Annotated in this window: 18 protein-coding genes; 12 read left to right on the top strand and 6 right to left on the bottom strand. The window is 62.6% G+C overall.

Going from position 1 to position 15574, the window contains the following annotated elements; translation table 11 throughout:
* The first annotated feature begins 4 nt into the window (after positions 1 to 4).
* From OXT71_12650 to OXT71_12635, 4 genes are read left to right on the top strand one after another with little or no spacing between them, the layout of a single operon-like run.
* Entirely contained in the window at positions 5 to 1423 is a 1419-nt protein-coding gene (locus tag OXT71_12650) for a LutB/LldF family L-lactate oxidation iron-sulfur protein (GenBank protein MDE2927241.1), read from the top strand.
* Positions 1420 to 2115 carry an LUD domain-containing protein gene (locus OXT71_12645; GenBank protein MDE2927240.1) on the top strand — a complete coding sequence of 232 codons (696 nt, stop codon included), beginning with the start codon at positions 1420 to 1422 and terminating at the stop codon, positions 2113 to 2115. The genes OXT71_12650 and OXT71_12645 overlap by 4 nt, the downstream gene beginning before the upstream one ends.
* The gene (locus tag OXT71_12640) at positions 2112 to 2552 is read left to right on the top strand and encodes a 6-carboxytetrahydropterin synthase (protein MDE2927239.1); all 441 of its coding nucleotides are present in this window, start codon (positions 2112 to 2114) and stop codon (positions 2550 to 2552) included. The genes OXT71_12645 and OXT71_12640 overlap by 4 nt, the downstream gene beginning before the upstream one ends.
* On the top strand, positions 2545 to 3210 hold the full coding sequence (locus tag OXT71_12635) for a 7-cyano-7-deazaguanine synthase (GenBank protein ID MDE2927238.1): 666 nt from the start codon (positions 2545 to 2547) through the stop codon (positions 3208 to 3210). Before OXT71_12640 ends, OXT71_12635 begins: the two co-directional genes overlap by 8 nt.
* A gap of 43 nt (positions 3211 to 3253) precedes the next feature.
* Here OXT71_12635 and OXT71_12630 read toward each other — a convergent pair whose 3' ends face one another.
* From OXT71_12630 to OXT71_12605, 6 genes are all read right to left on the bottom strand, one after another.
* Positions 3254 to 4048, bottom strand: coding sequence for a metallophosphoesterase family protein (locus tag OXT71_12630; GenBank protein MDE2927237.1), 795 nt, complete (start codon positions 4046 to 4048; stop codon positions 3254 to 3256).
* A gap of 76 nt (positions 4049 to 4124) precedes the next feature.
* Entirely contained in the window at positions 4125 to 5003 is an 879-nt protein-coding gene (locus OXT71_12625; protein MDE2927236.1) for a radical SAM protein, read from the bottom strand.
* Between the two features lie 89 nt (positions 5004 to 5092).
* The gene (locus tag OXT71_12620) at positions 5093 to 7768 is read right to left on the bottom strand and encodes an AMP-binding protein (GenBank protein MDE2927235.1); all 2676 of its coding nucleotides are present in this window, start codon (positions 7766 to 7768) and stop codon (positions 5093 to 5095) included.
* A 195-nt stretch (positions 7769 to 7963) separates the two neighbouring features.
* A complete protein-coding gene (locus tag OXT71_12615; GenBank protein MDE2927234.1) occupies positions 7964 to 8407 on the bottom strand; it encodes a putative toxin-antitoxin system toxin component, PIN family in 444 nt (147 codons plus the stop codon).
* Entirely contained in the window at positions 8404 to 8628 is a 225-nt protein-coding gene (locus tag OXT71_12610; GenBank protein MDE2927233.1) for an AbrB/MazE/SpoVT family DNA-binding domain-containing protein, read from the bottom strand. The genes OXT71_12615 and OXT71_12610 overlap by 4 nt, the downstream gene beginning before the upstream one ends.
* A 257-nt stretch (positions 8629 to 8885) precedes the next feature.
* Positions 8886 to 9266, bottom strand: a complete 381-nt coding sequence (locus OXT71_12605) for a hypothetical protein (GenBank protein ID MDE2927232.1) — start codon at positions 9264 to 9266, stop codon at positions 8886 to 8888.
* Between the two features lie 139 nt (positions 9267 to 9405).
* Here OXT71_12605 and OXT71_12600 point away from each other — a divergent pair, with 139 nt between their 5' ends.
* The 8 genes from OXT71_12600 to OXT71_12565 all read left to right on the top strand — a co-directional run bounded on the left by OXT71_12600 (position 9406) and on the right by OXT71_12565 (position 15536).
* Positions 9406 to 10191 carry a cytochrome c oxidase subunit II gene (locus OXT71_12600; protein MDE2927231.1) on the top strand — a complete coding sequence of 262 codons (786 nt, stop codon included), beginning with the start codon at positions 9406 to 9408 and terminating at the stop codon, positions 10189 to 10191.
* A gap of 31 nt (positions 10192 to 10222) precedes the next feature.
* The gene (locus tag OXT71_12595; protein ID MDE2927230.1) at positions 10223 to 12001 is read left to right on the top strand and encodes a cbb3-type cytochrome c oxidase subunit I; all 1779 of its coding nucleotides are present in this window, start codon (positions 10223 to 10225) and stop codon (positions 11999 to 12001) included.
* Positions 12002 to 12004: 3 nt separating this feature from the next.
* Entirely contained in the window at positions 12005 to 12673 is a 669-nt protein-coding gene (locus OXT71_12590) for a cytochrome c oxidase subunit 3 (GenBank protein ID MDE2927229.1), read from the top strand.
* 3 nt (positions 12674 to 12676) lie between these two features.
* A complete protein-coding gene (locus OXT71_12585; GenBank protein ID MDE2927228.1) occupies positions 12677 to 13300 on the top strand; it encodes a cytochrome c oxidase subunit 3 in 624 nt (207 codons plus the stop codon).
* A 21-nt stretch (positions 13301 to 13321) separates the two neighbouring features.
* Entirely contained in the window at positions 13322 to 13618 is a 297-nt protein-coding gene (locus OXT71_12580; GenBank protein ID MDE2927227.1) for a cytochrome C oxidase subunit IV family protein, read from the top strand.
* The gene (locus OXT71_12575; protein ID MDE2927226.1) at positions 13618 to 13860 is read left to right on the top strand and encodes a hypothetical protein; all 243 of its coding nucleotides are present in this window, start codon (positions 13618 to 13620) and stop codon (positions 13858 to 13860) included. The genes OXT71_12580 and OXT71_12575 overlap by 1 nt, the downstream gene beginning before the upstream one ends.
* Before the next feature lie 183 nt (positions 13861 to 14043).
* A complete protein-coding gene (locus OXT71_12570; protein ID MDE2927225.1) occupies positions 14044 to 14556 on the top strand; it encodes a ubiquinol-cytochrome c reductase iron-sulfur subunit in 513 nt (170 codons plus the stop codon).
* Positions 14557 to 14606: 50 nt separating this feature from the next.
* Positions 14607 to 15536, top strand: a complete 930-nt coding sequence (locus tag OXT71_12565; GenBank protein ID MDE2927224.1) for a cytochrome b N-terminal domain-containing protein — start codon at positions 14607 to 14609, stop codon at positions 15534 to 15536.
* Positions 15537 to 15574: the final 38 nt, after the last annotated feature.

The raw sequence follows: 15574 nt of genomic DNA, 5'->3' as shown, positions 1-15574 counted from the left end.
TTGGATGCAGCTCAGGATCCGGCCCAACACCTCGGCGGTGTTGTCCGACGCCACCCTCCAGGCCAACCTGAAACCGGCACTGGAAAAGTCGCTCCTGTCCCGGGACCGCGCCGTCGCGGAGGTCTCCAACTGGGAGGAGCTCCGTCAGCATGCCCACGACGTCAAGGCTCATACCCTCTCCCGCCTCGACCACTATCTGCAGGAGCTGGAGCGGAAGGTCATGGCTCAGGGCGGCAAGGTGGTCTGGGCCGACACCGGAGCCGAGGCGCTGGAGTTCATCGTGGGTCTGCTCCAGGAGCGCGAGATCAAGAAGGTGGCCAAGAGCAAGACCATGCTGGGAGAGGAGATCCATCTCAACGAAGAGTTGGAGAAGGCCCAGTTCGACCCGGTGGAGACGGACCTGGGCGAGTACATCATCCAGCTCTCCCGGGAGACGCCCTTTCACATCGTGACTCCGGCCCTGCACAAGTCGAAGGAGGAAGTGGTCGAGCTCTTCGGCCGCGAGTTGGAAATGCCTCCCACCGACGACGTGGAGGCGATCACAGCCACGGCGAGAGCCGTCCTGAGACGCCATTTCCTGACGGCCGGCGCAGGGATCACCGGCGTGAATTTCGGCGTCGCCGAAACCGGAACGCTGGTGGTGGTGGAAAACGAAGGGAACGTTCGCCTCTGCGCCTCCCTGCCGGAGGTGCACATCGCCATCATGGGGATCGAGAAGGTGATTCCCCGGGCCCGCGACCTGGCGGTGTTCCTGAAGCTCCTCTCCCGGAGCGCCACCGGGCAAAAGAGCACCAGCTACGTCAATTTCATCAACGGCCCCCGCCGGGAGGGAGAGTGGGACGGCCCGCGGGAATTCTACCTGGTGCTGGTGGACAACGGCCGGAGCCGGATTCTGGCCGACCCGGAATTGAGGCAGACGCTGGCCTGCATCCGTTGCGGCGCCTGCCTTAACGTCTGCCCCGTGTACCAGCGGATCGGCGGACACGCTTACGGGTCCACGTATCAGGGGCCGATCGGCGCCATTTTGACTCCCCAACTGACCTCGGCGGAGGAGGCGCCCGAACATCCCTTCGCATCCTCGCTCTGCGGCGCCTGCTACGAGACCTGTCCGGTCAAGATCGAGATTCCGCACATCCTGCTGAAGCTGCGGGAACGGGTCCAGCGGAGCCGGCAGCGCCTGGCCCGGCATCTGCCGCTGGAGGCCTGGGCCATGCAGTTCTGGGCCTGGGCCATGAGCTCTCCCGGCCGGTATGGATTCCTGGGCAAGCTGGTGCGCCGGGTGCAGCCCTACTTCGTGCGCGAGGGGCGAATGCGGGTGCCGATGCCCCCTTTCAGCGGGTGGGACCGGTACCGGGATCTGCCGCCGCTTCCTGAAAAGAGTTTCCGGGAGCAGTTCCATGCGCTCGACAAGGAGGAGAAGTGAGCCGCCCGCGGATCCTGCAGAAGGTTCGTTCGGCCTGCGGCGCCGGCGCGCCGGTTCCGTTGCCGGCCGGATATCCCGAGGCCCCCAGGTTCCAGGATCCGGTGGAGGTCTTCCGCCGGGAATTGGAGGCGGTCGGAGGCGTGTTTCTGGATGCCCGGAACCGGAGCCCGGCGGAGGTGCTCTCCCAGGTCCTGGAGCAGACGGGGCATACCGAGGTCTTCTGGGAAGAAGAGAAGATCTTCATCAAGCACGGCTTGCCCTACAGGCTGCGCCTGCCTGAGTCATTCTCCACCCCCAACCTGGTCTTCAGCTACCACTACCAGGGACGGGTCCGGCTCCCCATCACGCTGGCGGCCCACTCCATCGAGCTGGACCGGTTGGCCGCGATTCCCGTCTCCGCCTCCAGTGCCGCATTCGGCATCGCCGAGACCGGAACCGTCGTGCAGACGGTCGGGCCTGGCCGCGGACGGCTGCTCAACGTTCTTCCAGAGACCCACATCGTGTTTCTGGCGCATGGGGACCTTCTCTCCAACATGGATCAGCTCTTCGAAAGGATTCGGCCCGGAGAGAAGGGAAGCGCGCTCACCCTGGTCACGGGGCCGAGCCGGACCGCGGACATCGGAAAAGTGCTGGTCAAGGGGATGCACGGTCCCCGAAGGTGGTTCGTGATCCTGACGGAGGGTGGCGGATGAGCCGGAGTGGCGAGAAGATGGCTGCGGGCCGGCACACCATCGTCAAGCGGCTGCACTTTTGCTACGGACACCGGCTGTTGGATTACGACGGCAAGTGCGCCCACGCCCATGGACACAATGGAGTCCTGGAAATCGAGCTCTCCAGCCGCGAGTTGGACCATCGGGGCATGGTCTACGACTTCGGAGACGTGAAGAAAGAAGTCGCGCGCTTCATCGACGGGCAGTTGGATCATCGGATGCTTCTGCGGGAGGACGATCCCCTCATCGAAGCGTTGCGCAAGGTGGGGGAGAGCCCCTTCGTGATGAAGGCGAATCCCACCGCCGAGAACATCGCCAAGCTCATTTTCCACGAAGCCCGGGCGAGCCGCCTGCCGGTGAAGGCGGTTCGGCTCTGGGAAACGCATGACGCCTACGCCGAGTATCGCGGGGATGACTGATCGAACCGCTGTCCTGGTGAGCGGCGGACTGGACAGTTGCGTGATGCTGGTCATGCTGACCCGGCCGGCTCAATGGGTCAGTCCCGTCTACGTCAAATGCGGCCTGGTCTGGGAAAGCGAGGAGCTGGCGCGTCTGGACGCTTTCCTGCAAGCCGTGGCTCATCCTCGAATCGACCCGGTTCAGGTTCTGGATCTGCCCATGAGCGACGTCTACGGCGGGTTGTGGCACAGCTCCGGCGCCGGGATTCCCGGCTACCATGAGCCGGACGAGCGGTGGGAGATTCCGGGGAGGAACCTGGTTCTCCTGGTCAAGGCGGCGGTGTGGTGCCGCCTCAACTCCGTGGGCAGGATTGCTCTGGGTATTCTGGGCACCAATCCCTTCTCCGACGCCACACCCGAGTTCTTCGAGGGCCTGGAACGCACGCTGAGCCGCGGCCTGGATTTTCCGCTGCGTCTCCTGCGGCCCCTCGCGGGCATGTCCAAAGCCGAAGTGATCCGGTTGGGCCGGGATCTGCCGCTGGAGTTGACTCTCAGTTGCGCCGAGTCGCGGGGCGGAGTGCACTGCGGCGTCTGCGGGAAGTGCAAGGAACGCATCGACGCCTTTGCCGAATCAGGGGTGCCCGATCCTACGGCCTACGCCGCTCCCCCGCCGGCTTGAAACCGGCGGATTCAGCCGCCCGTAACGACCCGCGCTTCTCCCGCTAGAATCTTCCGCTTCGCCGTTCCCTGGAGGGCATGATTTCCAGGCAGGTGGTCCACCATCCCGTCCGGGCGGTCTCCACGAATTCCTCCGGCAGCCCTTCGTCGCGCATCTCCCGGGCCAGCCGCCGGTGATCGTATCGGAGCGGCCGGAATTCGTGCCGAAAACCGTGGCCGTCGAATTCCAGGACGGTGTACCAGACGTTGGTGCGTCCGTCGTTCTCGGGGCGGCCGATGACCCCGACGTTGAAGAAATGCTTGCGGCCGGGCAACTCCCGGTGCCACTTCAATCCCGTATGGGTGCAGCAGAGGACATCCGCTCCGGCGCTGTCCAGAAAACCGGAGAGCAGATGGTCGGGCGACGTGCTGTCCCACAGGAACTCGTTGATCTGGCGGGGCGATCCGTGGCAGAGGCGGACCTTCAGCGGGCCCAGTCCGAAGGAGAGGCTGGACGGGAGCGTTCCCAGCCACTTCTTGTTCTCCCGGGAGGTGTTCCGGAAAGTGTAGTCGTAGCTGATGCGGGCGAAATGGTTGTCGGAGGGGTCGGTGTAGCCGCAGCCGCAGTCCTCATTGCCCTGCGCCAGCGACACGTCGTAGTTTCCCGCGATGCTCTGGATCCCGCCGGACCGCAGAAGCGGAAAGGACCGGTCCGGATGGGGTCCGAAGGCCCCCATGTCGCCCAGGCAGAAGATGGCGTCGACGCGGGACGCGCGGCATTCCCGCATCAGTTCGCCGAGCGCCAGGTAGTTGTTGTAGACGCCTCCGAAGAGGGCGACCCTACGATAGTTCTTGTTCATAAGGAGCGATTTCCAATCGCCCATTCTTCCGCCGCCGCTTTGCGCCGCGGGAGTTCGGCGGTTAGAAACCGCCTCATCAGAAGTTCTTGCAGGTCATGCCGGTGACGTAGCACGTTTGGCAGGAAGAATGATAAAGGGAACAGTCCCGGAGGCCTCCCTCCAGGTCATCCGCCAATCGGGCCTCCGGCTCGCCCACCAGGATGGGGCAGGCATAGACTCCGTCGTGAGCCACGATTCGCGAAGAGGAGCATTGCAGTGTGTCCGGGTCCAGTTCGCGAAGCATCTCCGGCGTCACGGGGCGTTGCTCGGCGGGCGCCGGCAGCATTCCCATTTCGAAGATGGGGATGACCTTGATCCGGGGCCGGTCGACGCCGACGGACCGGAGCAGCTTCACGTAGCGGCCGTGAAGGTCTCGCTCTTCCCCCTGCGGGCTCAGGTAGTCCCTCATCTCGGTGACCGTGAGGATGGGGAGGAATTGGCGGTCATAAAGCAGCTTGTACGCTTCCAGAGCCTTGCGAAACGTCCCCTTGCCGCGAATGGCGTCGTTTCGCGTCTCTTCGTAGTCGTCGATGCTGATGCGGATCTCGAGGGAGAAACGGGAGCCGTCGGCGATCCGGCGCAGGCGGTCCGCTTTCGCCTCGTCAATAAGGACGCCGTTGGTCAGCACGGAGACCGGGAAATCCTGGAGTGCCGATTCGAGTATGGCCAGGAAGGACCGGTGAATGAAGGGCTCGCCGCCGGTGAAGTAGACCTCCTTCACCCCCATTCTCCGCGCGTCGTCCAGGTAGCGGAAGATGCGGGGAGCTTCCATCAACTCCAGCGTGTGGTTGTCCGGGGAACAACTGATGAAGCAGTGGCTGCAGCGCAGGTTGCAGAGCGTCCCCGCGACCTGGAACCAGAGCGTGTCCAGGTGCCGCAGCGGCAGTGAGGGGGGCGCCTCCTCCATGTTTCTCATGTTAACAGCTTTTGTTAACAGCCCGTGAAGGGAGTCGTCGCGGAAGGCGGCCGGGCTTGAGGCTTCCGGCAGGCGTTCCAGCGGGACCGTTACGCCGGCTTCCGGGTCGGGATCAACTGCTCCACGGAACGGAAGATGCGTTGGGTCGCCTCCTGGTAGTCCGCCGGCTCCGGCAGGAAGGGCTTGCCGAACGTGATCTCCACCGGGTGGAGGCGGATCCGGTTCGAGCCGCGGCGCCAGGCTTCGTAAGTCCCCGCGATTCCCACCGGGACGACGGGCACCTTGAGTTCCGTGGAAAGGATGGCGGGTCCTTTCCGGAACGGCTTCAGCCGGCCGTCGATGGAGCGGGTGCCCTCGGGGAAGACACACAGGACCTTCCCCTTCTTGAGCCCCTCGGCTCCCAGGCGCAGGGCCTGGCGGAGATAGCGGTCCGAGTCCACCGGAACCACCTTGAGGAACCGGCCCACCAACGACGTGAACCGGCCGACGAAATAGTCGCTGTACCCCAGAAAGAAGAGGCGCCGGGTCAGACGGTAGGGAAGGACTGCCGCCACCAGAAACGCGTCCAGGTAGCTGAGGTGGTTGGGACAGAGCATGAACGGATACTCGCGGGGCAGGTTCTCGGTGCCGCGGGTCTTGACGCGGAAGAGGACCCGCGCCAGCGTATGGACCGTCTTGGCCGTGGCGTAGAAGGCCAGGTCCGACAGACGCCCTTGGCCCAGCGTCTTGCGCATGAGGACCGCATCCTGTCCTTCCAGGGGGTTCGCCAGGATCTCTCCCCAGGAGAGCCAGGAACTCCCTTCCGATTCGGTGGCGGGCGATTCGGCTCCTTCCACGGCCCGGACCAGATCGTCGACGGTGAGAATTTCGGCCGCCGCCTCGTCGGAGATTCGGACCCCGAAAGTGTCCTGCAGGCTCGAAACGAACTCCACCCGTTCCAGCGAATCGAAACGGAGGTCCAGCTCCAGGTTCATCTCCCGGTGGATGATCGGCGCCTTGCGGGTCCGGCGAAGCAGCTCGAAGATTCGTTCTTCGGTAGGACTCGCGGGCGCGCTGGCAGCTTCGAAACGGGCGGGAGGCTCGTCCGCAGCGCTGGCCTCCACCTCCTGTTGAAGAACGAAGCGCTTGATCTTGCGGGTCGTGGTGCGGGGAAGCGGCTCGGTCCGAATGGCGAAACTGTGGACCCGCTTGTAGGCGGGCAACTCCTGGGAGATGCCCTCCAGCAGGTAGTGGATCATCTCCTGCGAATTGACCACCTGGTTGCTGCGCAGCACGTCGAAATCGGGAACGATGACGGCGTGGAGCCGTTCCTGAACCTCTCCGTCGGGCGTCTGGACGCCCAGCACGCACATCTCCTTGATGTAGGGACAGTGGCTCTGATAGTGATGCTCCACCTCTTCGGGGAAGACGTTCTTTCCCGATGGCAAAACGATCATCTCCTTGTCCCGCCCGGTGATATAGAGGCTCCCGGATTCGGACACGTAGCCCAGGTCGCCGCTGTCGAGCCAGCCGTCCCGAAAGGTCTTCTCCGTCTCTTCGGGGTTTTTCCAGTACCCCTGCATGATGTTCTCGCCCCGCATCAGGACGCGTCCGATCCCGTCCGAGTCGGGGTCCTGAATACGGATCCGGACATGAGGCAGAGGCATTCCCACCGAGCCCAGCTCCCGCGTCGAAGGCGGGTTCAGCGTGGCGAGGGCCGCCGTCTCGGTCATCCCGTAGGCCTGGATGATGGTGAATCCCAGATCCCGCAACGACAGGGCCACCTTCTCGTCGAACCGGGCCCCCCCGACGCCGAAATAGCGGAACTGGAGGCCGAACTTGCTGTGCAGTGGCCGAAACAGGGTGCGTCCCGGATTGAACCCGAGCTGTCGATTGCAGAGTCGGGAAAAGGCCAGGAGGCAACGGAAAACGAGTCTGCGCACCAGCGGTTGTTTCTCGATCTCCTGGAGGATGCGCCGGTGGAGCAGGTAGTAGAACTGGGGAACGCAGACGAAGATGGTGACCAACTCCTCGCGAAATGCACGCAGCACCCGCTGGGCTTCCAGGGTGTCCAGATAGGTCACTCTCGCCCCCGCGTAGAGAGGAATGATGAAATTGGCCATGAGCGCCAGCACGTGGTAGAGCGGGAGAACCGAAAGGATATGATCCTGAGAGGAGACCTGGATCATCTTCAGGAGCTCGCCCATGTTCCGGTACACGTTCCGGCGGCTCAGGACCACCCCCTTGGGATTGCCGGTGGTGCCGCTCGTGTAGAGGATCAGGAAAGGCTCGTCCGTCCCCCGTTCGACCAGAGGCATGGAAGCGTTCCCGTCGAATTCTTCCAACACCTGGTCCCACTGATTCTCCGCCTCGGGGACGTCGCCTACCGCCAGGACGGGAAGCGTGCACCCCAGGTGTTTCCAGATCGACTCGAGCCGCGGATGGAAGCGTTCCGAGCAGATCACGAACTGGCAACCGGCGTGCTCCAGGAGATAGGCCAGGGTCTCGTCCGTGTGCAGGACGTCGAAGGGCGCCATCACTGCGCCGGTGCTCTGTGCCGCCAGGAAAGCGATTCCCCACCGGGGATGGTTCTCCATGAGGATGGCCACCGTGTCCCCCTCCCGGACGCCGTGGTCTTGCAGGAAAAGGGCGATGGAGGAAACTTCCCGCCCGATCCGGCGGTAGGTGAAGACTTCCCGCCCGTCGTCATTGATGCCCTGCAGGGCCATCTGGTCGGGGATGGCTTCCAGGTGGCGCTCTAGCTGGCGAAAGAAGTGGAGATCCATGAGCTTGCGGACGGGTTATCGTAGCATGGACCGGTTTGGAGGGCGACTATCGATCATCCATGCCTCCACTTCCCATGCGACATGGGAGTTTGGCGGCTGAAAAGCCGTGCCCGCTTGCCGCCGTTTCTCAATCTTGCACTTCCCGTTTCCAGAGGAATTCGTCGGATGCCAACATCTGGGGATGTTCTTCGTGCCTCAACCCACCTTGCGATTCGTCGACCCTTGGTCCCAACGGCTTCTGGCGGCGTTTGGGGTGAGGATCGGAATGGGGAACACTGACGCTAAGGCCAGCAGGTCTCCGTCACCGGTGACCAAGGCGTCGGCATGTCCCTGCAGCGCCAGATCGAGGAAAGGGCGGTCAAACGGGTCGCGGCATTTCGGCACGGCGGATGAGTGCGAAACGATCACCGATTCGCACCAGGGAAGGTAATCGGCCAGCAGGTCTGCTTTCTCGTCGGCGTTCAGTTGGAACTTCGGATAGGAAAGCACGCGGATCAGTTCCATAGTCGTCTCTCGACTGGCGAGCGGGAGGATGCCTCCCGAATGCCACGCGCGACGCATCCAGGAGACCGATCCGGCGGGAAACAACAGAACGGAGACCAGGACGTTGGTGTCGAGCACCAGCCGCGGAACAATCATTTGCCGCGCCGAGCCCACGCCACCGCGTCGGCGACATCTGCCTTTGAGATGTTGAGTTCAGCCAGTTTGGCGCGCACGGCGCCGGCGCGAGTCAGACGGACGGGCGTGAGCACGATGCGGCCGTTTTCATTGGTCACATCGAAATACTCGGAGCCTTGGAAGTCGGCGATCACCGCCTTGGGCAACGTAAGTTGGTTCTTGGATGTCAGTTTGGCCAGCATCGGGCGACCTCCTGTGGCGAAGGTAAGGGATCAAGGAATCATTTTATCCTATTTTTTCATCTGAAAGGGCAGTTTCATGCCGTCGGGCGTCATCCTCTCTTCCAGCCGTACACGCGGGCTTGTTGACGATCCTTCGCCGGGTCGGCCGCCGGAAACGAATGTCAGGGGTGACCAGTTACAATCCGTTCCCGAGAAGGGCGTCCCTTGTCCCACCGAGATTCATCAGCCTCTCTCCAATCAACTCGGCAGCGCCCTTCTCAGCTCCTGCCGGGATAAAGCACCACGGTGAAATCGAAGCGGTCCAGAACTCCATGGACCTTTTCCAACGTCCGGAGCGGGTCCGCCGGAGCCGGCGCTTGATCTACGGCTCTTCGCACCAGACCGGAGTTGGTGGTGAGCCGCCGTGCGGCCAAGTCGACTTCCACCCAGTGGGTTGCCCGGCGCCGGGGCGGGCCGGCGCCGATCTGTAACGTATAGCCCAGCAACTTCAAGACCGCCGTGGCCGGATCGGAAGCTTCCAGGACGTCGTCCAGGTAGCGGAGCAGATCCACTGCCAGCCAGCCGTTCCGGGGAAATGTCAGCGTGTACCAGGTCTCTTCCAGCCTGAAGCCGAGGGAACCGGTGTCTCTTGGGTCCACCCCGCCAGTGTAGTGACCCGTCCAGCTTCCGGGAAGGCATTGAGAGCTTCTCCGGCTCCCGGATTCCCTTTCCACGATTCACGTCTTGAATCTGCTTAGGCAGTTGGTACAATGGCGACGATTTTTGGAGGCGTGACGCATGATATTGGCGGTGACAATCTGGCTCATCACGATAGTTTCCACGGTGCTGATGGTCGGCAAGTACTGGTGGTTCCCCGAAGTGGCGTCGGCGCATGGCGGCGACCTGGACCGGCAGTTCATGGTGACTCTGGTGGTGACCGGAGTCGTCTTCATCCTGGCCCAAGTGGGGCTCGGCTACGCCATTGCGCGCTATCGGGACGGGGCGGGAAGGGTCGCCAACTACACCCACGGGAACGAAAAGCTCGAGGTGATCTGGGTCGTGGCCACCACCGTGGTCTTTTTCGCCATGGTGATTCCGGGCCAGAGCATCTGGGCCGACCTCTATCTCTCCGAAGCCCCCGAGGACGCCGTCCGCATCGAGGTGACCGGGCAACAGTTTGCCTGGAACATACGATATCCCGGCCCCGACGGTGAGTTCGGGAGGGTGGCTCCGGACCTCATCGATGACGAAGGGGGCAATCCGCTGGGATTGGACCTGTCCGATACGGCCGCCCAGGACGACCTGGTGGTTCCCATCATGGCGGTCCCGCTGGGCAAGCCGATCGAGCTGCTCCTGCGCTCCAAGGACGTGACTCACGCCTTTTCGGTGCGGGAGTTGCGGGTCAAGCAGGACCTGGTCCCGGGACTGCTCATCCCCGTCCAGTTCACGGCCACCCGGACCGGCCGATGGGAGATCGCCTGCGCCGAGCTGTGCGGGCTGCAGCATTACAACATGCGGAGTTTTCTGGAGGTGCTTCCGGAGGAGGACTTCGCCCAGTGGCTGAAGGATCAGGCTGAAGAATAGGGTTTTCGGAAACGCAGGGAGTGTGACCGATATGGCAGAAGAGGTTCAGACGCACGCCGCTCATCACGAAGCGCCGTCAGGCTGGGTTCGAAAGTATGTCTTCAGCATCGACCACAAGGTGATCGGGATCCAGTACTACCTGCTGGCTCTGTTCTCGGTTCTGGTGGGAGTGGGCCTGTCGGTGCTGATTCGCTTGAATCTGGCGTGGCCGGGCACCGAGATTTCCATTCTGGGCACCCTCTTTCCGGAGGGGGCGCCGGGCGGAATCATGACGCCGGAGTTCTACTTGGCCATGCTCACCATGCATGGGACCATCATGGTCTTCTTCGTTCTGACCACGGCGCCTCAGGGGGGATTCGGGAACTATTTCCTGCCCATCCAGATCGGTGCCGACGACATGGCCTTTCCCGTATTGAACATGCTCTCGTTCTGGGTCACTTTCCTGGCCCTGGCCGTTCTCATGGCTGCTTTCTTTGTGGAGGGAGGGGCCCCCATCTCGGGATGGACGGCCTATCCTCCGCTGAGCGCGCTGGGGGAGATTGCCGGACCGGGGCTGGGAACGGGACAGAGCCTGTGGGTGGTGAGCATCGCCCTGTTCTGCGTGGCCTCGCTGCTGGGCGCACTGAACTTCATCACCACCACCATCGACATGCGGGCCAAGGGCATGACCATGATGCGTCTGCCGTTGACGGTCTGGGGCTGGTTCGTCACCGCCATCCTGGGTTTGCTGGCCTTTGGCGTCCTGCTGGCCGCAGGGGTTCTCCTGCTCCTGGACCGTTGGGCCGGGACCAGTTTCTTCATTCCCGGCGGACTGGTGGTAAGTGACCAGGCCATCGATCACACGGGCGGGTCGCCGCTGCTCTGGCAGCATCTGTTCTGGTTCTTCGGACATCCGGAAGTCTACATCGCCATCCTTCCGGGAATGGGCGCCGTCTCGCACATCCTGGCCACTTTCGCCCGCAAACCGGTGTTCGGCTACAAGGCCATGGCCTTCGCCATCATCGGCATCGGCGCGGTCAGCTTCATCGTCTGGGGCCACCACATGTTCCTGAGCGGGATGAGCCCCTACACCGCCATCGTCTTCTCGCTGACCACCACGGCTGTGGCCGTGCCCTCGGCCATCAAGACGTTCAATTGGCTGGGCACCCTCTGGGGAGGGCGGATCCAATTGACGACCGCCATGCTCTATGCCCTGGGTTTCGTTTCCCTGTTCGTGAGCGGAGGCGTGACCGGTCTCTTCCTGAACCAGCCCGCGGTGGACGTCTATCTCCACGACACCTACTTCGTGGTGGGTCATTTCCACATGATCATGGGAGTGGCCGCCATCTTCGGCATCTTCGCCGCCACCTACTACTGGTTCTCCAAGATGTTCGGGCGCCACCTCAACGAGTTCTGGGGCAAGGTCCACTTCTGGATCACCTTCGTCGGGGTCTACTGCATCTTCATGCCCATGCACAACCTGGGGATCGGGGGGCAACCACGCAGATACGCCGAACTGACCGCCTTCGACTTTCTACAGCCACTGGTTTCGTTGCAGCAGTTCATCTCGGTGGCCGCCTTCATCACGGCTGCCGCCCAGATCATCTTCGTGGCCAATTTCCTCTACAGCCTTTTCAAGGGCCGGGTAGCGGAAATGAACCCCTGGCGGGCAACCACCATCGAGTGGGAAGTTCCGTCTCCTCCGCCCCATGACAACTTCGCCGGCAAGTTTCCGGTAGTGCATCGCGGCCCCTACGAGTACAGCGTCCCGGGCGCCGAGGAAGACTTCGTCCCACAAACCGCACCCGACGCGCGCGGGTCCACCGGCTAAAAGATGGCAATCGTCGCACCACCTCCCACTTCCAAGACCGGCGGCCGCGAGTTGGGCTCCGAGGGTCCGGTTCTGCCCGGAGCGCCGGCCTTGCCCACGGGACCCGGCGGCTGGGGCGATTCCTGGGGAGAACGTCCGGGAGTCCCCGAGCGTCGCTACTACACCGGGATGCTGGTGCTCATGGCGGGCGTGACCATGCTGTTCGCCGCCTTCACCAGCGCCTACATCGTGCGCAAGGGAATCTCGGACGATTGGCTTCCAACCGCCATTCCCGCCCTGGTCTGGGTGAACACGGCTCTGCTGCTGGCCAGCAGCCTCACGCTGGAAAGGGCCCGGCGAGTCTACGGCGACACGGCCGCCGTGGCCCGATGGTGGCTGGCGACCACAAGCCTCGGCGTTGTCTTTTTGCTGGGGCAGCTCGTGGTCTGGCAGCAACTGGCGGGTGCCGGCATCTATCTGCGAACCAATCCCAGCAGCGCCTTCTTCTACATCTTGACCGGCGCCCACGGCGTCCATCTTCTGGGCGGTGTGGCGGCGTTGGTCCATTGGTCCCGGAGACTATTGCAGGATCGCCCGCCGACCCGCACGGTTCTCAACGTCACGGCCATCTACTGGCATTTTCTGGATGGGCTCTGGGTCTATCTTCTGTTGTTCATTTTGTTCTGGAGGTAATGGATGGCTCAGCAGGCACACGACGCGAGCATTTCCGATTGGGCGGGAGGAAAATCTCCCTTCGCCATCGGCTCCAAGAAGCTGGGGATGTGGCTTTTCATCCTCTCCGACACCTTGACCTTCACGGCGTTGCTGGTGGCCTACACTTACGTCCGAGTCGCGAACGAAGGCTGGCCCCGGCCCTTCGATACATCCAGCATCGCGCTGGCTTCGGTCATGACCTTCTGCCTGCTCTCCAGTTCGCTGACCATGGTCCTGGCCGTCGCCGCCGCTCATCGGGGCGACCGGTCGACTGCGGCGAAATGGATCTGGGCCACCATTGCGGGAGGGCTGGCCTTTATCGTGCTCCATGGCTACGAATGGATGCAGTTGATCGAACATGGCGTCACTCCGTTCAACAACCCATGGGGTGTTCCGCTGTTCGGCGCCACCTTCTTCACGTTGACCGGGCTCCACATGACACACGTGACCGCCGGCGTCATCTATCTGGGGATCGTGGCATGGGGTTTCAAGGGTGGCCGTTTCGACTCCGAGGACGTGGAGGTGAGCGGGCTCTACTGGCATTTCGTGGACTTGGTGTGGATGTTCATATTCCCCTTGGTCTACCTGTTGTCCAACGTAATCTGAGATCCGGAGAAAGGTGAGTCCATGAGTGACGAACATTCCCACAATCGGCTCTATCTGACGGTCTGGGTGGTGCTCCTGGTGGTGACCGTCGTGGAGGTGGTGCTGGCGTACGTCAACCTCTCGGTCATGCTCATGTTGTCTACGCTGGTGATCCTTTCCTTCTTCAAGGCGGGTCTCATCGTGGCCTACTTCATGCACCTGCGTTTCGAGCGGTTCAGCCTCTTCGTGACCTTGATCCCCATGTTGCTGATCTGCGTCATTCTGATGTTCGGGTTTCCGCTTCCGGACGCCCCCCGGGTACTGGAGTTGAAGCCGTAGTGAACGGACGCCGGGAGGGAACAGTCCGGTTCTTGGGCCGAGCGGCGGTGAGCTTGGTGGGCCTCCAACTGTTTGGCGGGACGGGGACGGGGCTGATGGCCCAAGGTTGCGCCATGTGCAAGAGTTCGGCCCAGGTGCTGGGTCAGTTCTCGACGTTGAATGCCGGGATCCTGGTGCTCGGAGTGCCGCCCGTGATGATCCTGGCCCTGTTTCTTTACCTGGCCTTTCGTCAACGGCCCTGACGCCCGCCAAACGCTCCCGCCGACAGGCATGGGCGCTTGGCTGAGACCGCGCCGCGGCGCCCTTGACAAGGTCCGGCGGAAGGTGTTTTAACAGTTCGGGAACTGTTCAGGAGAGTGGCCCCGAACAGGGTCGAATCATTGTTCTGAAAACTGCGGGTTTTATTGAGAATGCCTGTACGAAAAGTGAGTCGGGCGAATACGGATGAAAAGAGCGAGAGGCGCCTGATCCGGCGGCGCAAGTTCGCCTTTGCCAGCATATTCGCCTTTTTGACCGCCAACTTCTTCATGACTTTGCGCTTCTTCTTTCCGCGCACCCTGTTTGAGCCGAAGACCTCCTTCAAGGTGGGCTATCCCACCGATTTCGGCTTCGGCGTGGACACGCGGTTTCAGCAGAAATACCGCATCTGGGTGGTGCGCAACGCCGAGGGCATCTTCGTCATTTCCGCTATCTGCACTCATCTGGGCTGTACTCCGGACTGGGTCGAGAGCGAGCAGAAATTCAAATGCCCCTGTCACGGCAGTGGTTATGACAGCGAAGGCAGGAACTTCGAAGGTCCGGCCCCGCGCCCCATGGACCGGGCACACGTGGAATTGGCCCCGGATGGACAGATCCTGGTGGACGTGAGCCGGATCTACAAGTGTCCGCCGGGAGCGCCGTGCGAGTTCCGGGAAGACGGGTCGTATCTGCCGGTCTGATCCCGGTTTCAGAGTCAGTCGAGCCGTTGGAGATCTGAGCGAGGAAGACCATGGTCCAGAAAAAGCGGGGAGATGTGGAGCCGCCCCCCCCTCCGGGAAAGCTCAAGTCGCTCCTCAACAAAGTCCAGACCGTCCTGGATCCCTACATTGGAACTTTCGTCGACAAAGGGAAGGATGATGTCAAGGCAATCCGGCAGTACAAGGGGAGTCAGCTCTGGAAGTCGGTCTTTCGTCACAAGCTGGACGACACCCCCCGCAACCGTTCGCTGGCGGTTCTGACCAACGTTTTTCTGCACCTGCATCCTGCCAAGATCAACCGGGACGCCGTCCGCTTCCGGTTCACCTGGGGCATGGGCGGACTCTCTTTCTACCTCTTCCTGGTCCTGACCATCACCGGCATCTTCCTCATGTTCTACTACCATCCCACCAAGGGCCAGGCATACGCGGACATCATGTTCCTGCACAACGACGTCCCCTTCGGCGGCTTGCTGCGGAACATGCATCGCTGGGCCGCCCACTTGATGATCCTGACGGTGTGGCTCCACATGTTTCGGGTATTTTTGACCGGCTCGTACAAGTCGCCGCGGGAGTTCAACTGGACCGTCGGCGTGATCTGCCTGGTATTGACCCTGCTCCTCTCCTTCACCGGCTACCTGTTGCCGGACGACCAGTTGGGTTTCTGGGCGGTCACGGTGGGGACCAACATGGCCCGCGCCACGCCACTGCTGGGGCACGAAGGCCCCTTCGGCCCCGAGTTGGGGATTACCGCCTACAACGACGTGAGGTTTGCCTTGCTGGGTGGGTCCATCGTGGACGCCAACGCCCTCTTGCGGGCCTATATCTGGCATTGCATCGCCATCCCCTTCTTGCTGGTGGCATTTTTGGCCGTCCATTTCTGGCGGGTGCGAAAGGACGGAAGCATCTCCGGCCCGGCCCCGGTCATGCTGGAATCGGAGATCAAGCGCGTCAGGAGGAGGTGAGCTCTCCTGCGGGCAGACCCTGTTGCGGGCTGCCGGCC

Source organism: Acidobacteriota bacterium (genome assembly GCA_028874215.1).
Classification (GTDB): domain Bacteria; phylum Acidobacteriota; class UBA6911; order RPQK01; family JAJDTT01; genus JAJDTT01.
This window is presented reverse-complemented; position numbering and strand designations above follow the sequence as displayed.

What these genes read in the sequence shown, in the direction of transcription:
- OXT71_12650 (MDE2927241.1), top strand. Translation starts at nt 5, where the DNA reads ATGCAGCTCAGGATCCGGCCCAACACCTCGGCGGTGTTGTCCGACGCC.
- OXT71_12640 (MDE2927239.1), top strand. Translation starts at nt 2,112, where the DNA reads ATGAGCCGGAGTGGCGAGAAGATGGCTGCGGGCCGGCACACCATCGTC.
- OXT71_12635 (MDE2927238.1), top strand. Translation starts at nt 2,545, where the DNA reads ATGACTGATCGAACCGCTGTCCTGGTGAGCGGCGGACTGGACAGTTGC.
- OXT71_12630 (MDE2927237.1), bottom strand. Translation starts at nt 4,048, where the DNA reads ATGAACAAGAACTATCGTAGGGTCGCCCTCTTCGGAGGCGTCTACAAC.
- OXT71_12625 (MDE2927236.1), bottom strand. Translation starts at nt 5,003, where the DNA reads ATGAGAAACATGGAGGAGGCGCCCCCCTCACTGCCGCTGCGGCACCTG.
- OXT71_12620 (MDE2927235.1), bottom strand. Translation starts at nt 7,768, where the DNA reads ATGGATCTCCACTTCTTTCGCCAGCTAGAGCGCCACCTGGAAGCCATC.
- OXT71_12615 (MDE2927234.1), bottom strand. Translation starts at nt 8,407, where the DNA reads ATGATTGTTCCGCGGCTGGTGCTCGACACCAACGTCCTGGTCTCCGTT.
- OXT71_12610 (MDE2927233.1), bottom strand. Translation starts at nt 8,628, where the DNA reads ATGCTGGCCAAACTGACATCCAAGAACCAACTTACGTTGCCCAAGGCG.
- OXT71_12600 (MDE2927231.1), top strand. Translation starts at nt 9,406, where the DNA reads ATGATATTGGCGGTGACAATCTGGCTCATCACGATAGTTTCCACGGTG.
- OXT71_12595 (MDE2927230.1), top strand. Translation starts at nt 10,223, where the DNA reads ATGGCAGAAGAGGTTCAGACGCACGCCGCTCATCACGAAGCGCCGTCA.
- OXT71_12590 (MDE2927229.1), top strand. Translation starts at nt 12,005, where the DNA reads ATGGCAATCGTCGCACCACCTCCCACTTCCAAGACCGGCGGCCGCGAG.
- OXT71_12585 (MDE2927228.1), top strand. Translation starts at nt 12,677, where the DNA reads ATGGCTCAGCAGGCACACGACGCGAGCATTTCCGATTGGGCGGGAGGA.
- OXT71_12580 (MDE2927227.1), top strand. Translation starts at nt 13,322, where the DNA reads ATGAGTGACGAACATTCCCACAATCGGCTCTATCTGACGGTCTGGGTG.
- OXT71_12565 (MDE2927224.1), top strand. Translation starts at nt 14,607, where the DNA reads ATGGTCCAGAAAAAGCGGGGAGATGTGGAGCCGCCCCCCCCTCCGGGA.